This is a genomic window from Microbacterium sp. Cr-K32, from assembly GCF_000708345.1.
GTDB lineage: Bacteria > Actinomycetota > Actinomycetes > Actinomycetales > Microbacteriaceae > Microbacterium > Microbacterium maritypicum_A.
Genome location: NZ_JARD01000017.1, coordinates 1 through 5696 on the forward strand (window position 1 = coordinate 1; position 5696 = coordinate 5696).

At 66.8% G+C, this 5696-nt stretch carries 8 protein-coding genes; all 8 read right to left on the reverse strand.

The genetic code is table 11. The features are described 5' to 3' along the window. Nucleotides 1-5: 5 nt before the first annotated feature. Nucleotides 6-293 carry a WXG100 family type VII secretion target gene (locus GZ64_RS0108240; protein WP_028501988.1) on the reverse strand — a complete coding sequence of 96 codons (288 nt, stop codon included), beginning with the start codon at nucleotides 291-293 and terminating at the stop codon, nucleotides 6-8. A 115-nt stretch (nucleotides 294-408) separates the two neighbouring features. After that, nucleotides 409-1077, reverse strand: coding sequence for a hypothetical protein (locus tag GZ64_RS0108245; protein WP_156040314.1), 669 nt, complete (start codon nucleotides 1075-1077; stop codon nucleotides 409-411). A gap of 5 nt (nucleotides 1078-1082) precedes the next feature. After that, entirely contained in the window at nucleotides 1083-1970 is an 888-nt protein-coding gene (locus tag GZ64_RS0108250; RefSeq protein ID WP_029259842.1) for a hypothetical protein, read from the reverse strand. Then, the gene (locus GZ64_RS0108255) at nucleotides 1967-2563 is read right to left on the reverse strand and encodes a hypothetical protein (RefSeq protein WP_029265878.1); all 597 of its coding nucleotides are present in this window, start codon (nucleotides 2561-2563) and stop codon (nucleotides 1967-1969) included. The genes GZ64_RS0108250 and GZ64_RS0108255 overlap by 4 nt, the downstream gene beginning before the upstream one ends. Beyond that, nucleotides 2563-3873 (reverse strand): hypothetical protein, encoded by a 1311-nt coding sequence (locus tag GZ64_RS0108260; protein ID WP_029265881.1) that lies wholly within the window; start codon nucleotides 3871-3873, stop codon nucleotides 2563-2565. The genes GZ64_RS0108255 and GZ64_RS0108260 overlap by 1 nt, the downstream gene beginning before the upstream one ends. 12 nt (nucleotides 3874-3885) lie before the next feature. Beyond that, a complete protein-coding gene (locus tag GZ64_RS0108265) occupies nucleotides 3886-4233 on the reverse strand; it encodes a hypothetical protein (protein ID WP_021200029.1) in 348 nt (115 codons plus the stop codon). A gap of 85 nt (nucleotides 4234-4318) precedes the next feature. Continuing rightward, the gene (locus GZ64_RS0108270) at nucleotides 4319-5218 is read right to left on the reverse strand and encodes a hypothetical protein (protein ID WP_029265882.1); all 900 of its coding nucleotides are present in this window, start codon (nucleotides 5216-5218) and stop codon (nucleotides 4319-4321) included. Nucleotides 5219-5297: 79 nt separating this feature from the next. After that, entirely contained in the window at nucleotides 5298-5585 is a 288-nt protein-coding gene (locus tag GZ64_RS0108275; RefSeq protein WP_028501988.1) for a WXG100 family type VII secretion target, read from the reverse strand. Nucleotides 5586-5696: the final 111 nt, after the last annotated feature.

The following is a 5696-nucleotide window of genomic DNA, read 5'->3' on the forward strand; positions in this document are numbered from 1 at the left end:
GTGTGTCAGCTGCCGGCGAGCTGCTGGTCCAGGTCCTGGATCGCCCGCATCATGCCCAACAGCGACTCGGACATGTCGTTGATGCCGTCGACCGCGGTCTTCAGACCCGTCGTCAACTCCGTGTACCCCTCACCGAACTTCCCCGACGCATGCTGCGTCTTGAAGTCCTCACCCAGAAGAGTGTCCACCTGACCCTTCAACGTGTCCAACTGACCCTGAATGTCATCACGAGCCTGCGACAGCGACGACGCCACCTGCTCCATCTCCGCATAAGACGCACCGAAATCGGCCATCGTCCACACCTCCGCCAATCGAGAGAACCGGACCCCTCCGGCCCGAACAACACCCACCCTACGGCGCACCCACGAACACCGTCGATGGGGACAACTCCCCATCCCCGCACACCAGTCAGCGGCGGTCGGTCGGCGCCTGCTCGGCGGTGACGGGAACCGCCGGCTCCTCGGCCAGCTGCTCCCACGCGAAGGTCGAGATCATGGCGTCGCTGAGGAGCTCGATGCCGTCGAGCACCTCGGCGGGGATCACCTCGCCGTCCGGGATCACGATGGTAGACGTGAACACGAGCGCCTTGCGACGCAGCGTTCCCGGCACGGGGATGATGTACGTCACGGTGCGTCCGCCGACGCCGTCGATCGCAGGCGCACCCGCGGGGCGCGTTGCCTCGGCGGACCAGCGGACGATGTGCCGGAGGTGTTCGTCGAGAAAGACGGCGCCGCGGAGGCGGAAGGCCTCCGTCACCCAGCCGTCGAGATTCTCGCCGTCGGGGGCGTCGAGGGCGGAGGCCGTTATCGAGAGGGGCAGGAGCTCCTCCATCGGCACGTCTTCCTGCCGATAGATCGCGAACACCTTGGTGCGGCGCATACCCTGATTGGCCTGCGCCATCATCGTGCGGAACTCCGCGTCGAGATCGGGGCGCCCGGCCTGCATGAAGATCGCACTGGCCTTGCGCACGTCCTCCTGCTGGCCCGCGTTCGTGGGCAGATGCGTGGCCCACCCCGGAGGCAGCACCAGGCGGAAGGCGGGGATGCCGTAACGGAACTCCACACCGAGATCGTTCATCTCGCTCACCGCTGTTGCGCTCTCTTCTTCGCGCGTGACTCGACGAGGGCATTGCCGGGGAGCGCGATCGCGCTGAGACGCGCCGTCCCCAGCCCGGAGCGCTTGGCTCCCTTCGCCACCGATCGAGCGATCGGTCGAGAGTCGTGCGAGGCTGCGGTGGCGAGCTCACGCCAATTCGTCAGCATCTCGTCGAAGATCTCACCACGCGCAGCGCGGTTCAGTCGCGTGAGACGATGCCGAGCCTTCCGTTGTTCATGCTCGACGACAGACCATTCCGTGGCGGGATCCAGCTTGATCTCCGCCAGTCGGTCGACCAGCGCATCGAGCACCCCGTCGACCGCTTCTCGCAACGCCGGCAGGCGAAGCAGCACGCGTTGCTCTTCCGCATCCCACACCGCCGTCACCGCCTGCGCGCAGACGTAGCATGTGCGCTTCGGGAGGTTGCGGGTGGAGGCGTATCCGCAGGTGCAGCGATCCGCGACGGCTGCGAGCGCCTGATCCAGCGTCGCCTGGCCGCCCGATGCATCGCCACTGTCGTGCACCGCTTCCAGGGCATCGAGCAGAGACGCCGCTCCAGGCGCATCGACCTCGCGCAGCAGCGAGTCATATGCGCTCAGCCTCAACGCGTCGCGGGTGCGCACCCACCGCACCATGTCCTCGACAGACACGATCCCTCGGACCGAGGCTGCGTAACTCGCAAGAGCCGAGCGCTGAATGGATGCCACATGCTCGGCGAACGCGTCGGCATCGCCCCCGCGCGCCGCGTCGCTTCGCTCGATCAGACCACGAATATGCTCGGAGCCCGCTCGAGCCGCCTTCTCGTGGCGATCGGCCAACGCCGGATACTGCTCGAAGAGCTGCGCTTCGACGCCGAGGAGGTCGTACCTGCTCACTGTTCGACCGCCGCCGTCCGCGGAAGTCGGATCCCCGGGATCAGGCGCATGAGCTGCTCCTCGAACAGGACGAAGGCGGGAAGGGTCGTCCCCAGCGTATCGACAAGGATGCTCCACGTGCCGTCGTTCAGCCGCACGGTCCATTGCGTGATGAACAGCGGCTGTTCCCCTTCGAGTTGCGTGGAGCGCCGGAGGAGGAAGCCGCTGCCATGCGTCTCGGTCTGCAGTCGCACCACATCGAATCCAGCGGAGAACCGGTCGCCGTCGAAGACTTCCTCATTCGCTGCGCTCCCCGGCCCCGATGCTCGCGACACGGTGATCGTAACGAGGAGATCGCTGTACATCCGCTCCGGAGCGAACCACAATCGGGTGACACCTTCTTCGGCTTGCGAAAGCAGGGCGCCAGCGGTCGCGCGCAGCAGCGCAGCGCGCTGCGGATCGGACGTCGCGGCATCGGGCAACCTCGCGAGGGCGGCGTCGGTCCAGGCAGCCGCCGCATCGGGACCGATCTGGCTCCCGTCCACTCCGGGAAGCGGGACGAACCACGCGGCGTCGAAGTCGAGGTCCCAGACGAATCCCGCGTCTCCCGCCATCAGAGCAGCCCGTTGACGAGCCCGGCGGGCGACAACCCACCAGAGGGCTTGCCGTTCCCGGTGAGCCCCACCACTCGGTCCGACCACTTGAACGTGTTCCACGCGGCTTCGAACATCGAGTTGGTCGGTGCCTTGGCAACGTTTGCGAGCCCTTCGGGCAGCGCCGCCCGCAGCACCTCCTGGAACCGCGGGCCGGTCGACGACACCGCGTCGTTGAAGGCGACTTGGAACGATCGGTTGGCACCGAAGAAGAACCGCTCGCCGAGCCCGCCGAAGATGTTGTTCCCGAACTGACGGACTCCGGAGACACCGGACGCGTAGGAGCCGAAGTTCTGCGAGACGATGCCCCGCCACGGAGATGCGGTTCCGGCGAGACCGCGCAATCGAGTCATCTGCTGGACCGGATTGCGGAACTGACCGATGAACTCCTCTACGAACTTCGCCTTGCCGGAGAAGATCTTGCCGAGTTTGCCCACAGGCAGGATGCCCACGATCGCCCAGCCGAGGTCACCCCAGCCCTTGCGGCCGTCGAACATCAGGGCGACCGTGAGCGCCAGCGCGATGACCCCGACCACCAGAGCCGCGATCGCGAAGAACGGACCACCGATGATGAGTCCGAGCACGGCGATCGCGAGGCCGATCCAACTCACCCACTCCGCGACCACGGCGAGGACACCGGCGATGTTCTCCCACGTGGAGTCCTCGCCGATCTTGTTCGCGTCGGTCAGTCCCGAAACGGCCGTCTCGTAGGCGGTGTGCCAGCTGTCGTACTCGCCGTCGAACGCGTCGAGGTTGTCGTTGTGGGTGGTCTCCGCGGCGTTGAGGGTCGACGCCGCACCGGAGGCGGCGTTCGCGAGATTCGTGCCGGCAGTCGTGTTCGCTGCCGCGTCCTCTTCGGCCGGTGGGTTCAGCCGCGTCGAGGTGTTGTGCGCCTGGAGCGCGTCGGCGGCATCGGCCGCGTTCGACTGCGCGGTCTGCAGCTCGGTGAGGCTCGTCTGGCATTCCGCCACGATCGTGCGCATGCGGCTCTGGGCGGTCTCGAGCGCCGTCGCGTAGCTGCTCAGCGTGGTCCCGGCCGGCTTGTACCGACGCCCTGCCTCATCCAGATCCTTGTGGACGTCGTCGACGACGTCCTTGATCTTGTCCATCGCGTAGCCCTCGCCATCGATGGAGCCGTCTTTGATGCCCTTGAGCGTCGCAGCGGCACTGACCATGCTGTCGCCGAGCTCGACGATCTTCGTTCCCCGGTCGGCGATCGCCACGGCATCGCCGGCAACGACTTCGACGTCACGTCCCTTGTTCGTCTGCATCTGCCTCGCCCCCTACACCGCGGCTGGCTGACGCCCGGCACCCGGCGCGTTCCCCGACCCCGACTGCTCCATCGACGTCGCCATCTCGTTGTCGAGGCTGGTGACCTCGTCGACCGTGCCCTTGACGCGATCGGCGACCTCTTTGAGCTTGGTCAGCAGCTTGTCGCGGCTGTCGTTCCAGCTTCCCTCGAAGTCGTGGCAGCGGTCCTTCAGGCGACCGTCCCCGTACGGCCTGCCGACGGCGTTCTCGACGTCGTCCTGCTTCGCGGCCGCAGACTCCAGCTCGGACACGATCGCCGCGAGCTTCTCGCTGGTCGTCTGCAGATCACTGATCGGCACGAGCATGCGTTCGCCTGCCATGGCCCCCTCCTTCTTCCCGGACGCTACGACGTTACGGGGAAGCTCCGCCCGACGCGATGGGGAGTACTCCCCATCGGGCTGCGCCTCACACTCTCCTGCTGCTCTTCGTGCGCTTCTCGGAATCCTTGACGAAGGCCTTGATGCTCTCCGCGTCTGCACGCACCCCGAGTTCGGTGAGCGCCGCCGCACCGAGACCGCGCTTGTGCACCTTCTGCACCGTGGAGCGCAGACTCGTCGTGGACGCACGGGAAAGCGGCTCGATGAAGCTTGTCCACCGTCGCAGATCGGCACCGGCGAGCTCCGCCCGGTGTCTGCGTCCCAGACGGGCAAGGCGTCGTCCGCCGGCCTTCCTCCGGCCGAAGGCCTCGGAGTCGAGATACTCGCCGCGGCTCTCGAACACCTTCGTCTGCTGCTGGGCGACGTCGTCGATCACCTGGGCGACGTCCTCCGCATACGCGGGCATCGCCCGAAGCAGCCGCCGTTCTTCCGCCACCCAGCGCCGCAGGAGCACGTCGCAGCACTCCGGACACAGCCTCTGCGGCAGGAGGCCATCGACCGCGTAGCCGCATGCGCAGTCGATACCGGCGCGCTGCTGCACCCGATGCGGACGACCGCCGAGCTTCGCGCGCAGGAGTGAGGCTCCCACCGCGCTGCGCCCGAGCTCGTCGGCGAGGAATCCGTCGCCACTCCGGCGCTGCATCTCGGCGACCAGCAGCTCCCAACGCTCCTGGTCTGCCGGTCGGAGCAACGGGCGAGCGGAGGACGCATACTCGTCCAGCGCCGCGGTGATCTCCGCTTCCTGCGCCGCGTGTCTCAACGCGCTCGCGGATGTGACTCCCGGCCAAGACGGGAATGCGACGTGAGTCGCGAGCACCCGCATCCGCGCATCACCCGAGACTCCCGCCGCCTCGTGCAGCGCGGCCAGGGGCACGTTCGCCTCCAACACATCGCGTTCGAACTCCTCGACAGCGTCAGACGCGCTCATGCCCCCAGAGTAAACGCCCGCGAACGACGAAGAGGGCCGACCGTCGTGGTCGACCCTCTTCGTGAAACCGTGCCGTGTGTCAGCTGCCGGCGAGCTGCTGGTCCAGGTCCTGGATCGCCCGCATCATGCCCAACAGCGACTCGGACATGTCGTTGATGCCGTCGACCGCGGTCTTCAGACCCGTCGTCAACTCCGTGTACCCCTCACCGAACTTCCCCGACGCATGCTGCGTCTTGAAGTCCTCACCCAGAAGAGTGTCCACCTGACCCTTCAACGTGTCCAACTGACCCTGAATGTCATCACGAGCCTGCGACAGCGACGACGCCACCTGCTCCATCTCCGCATAAGACGCACCGAAATCGGCCATCGTCCACACCTCCGCCAATCGAGAGAACCGGACCCCTCCGGCCCGAACAACACCCACCCTACGGCGCACCCACGAACACCGTCGATGGGGACAACTCCCCATCCCCGCACA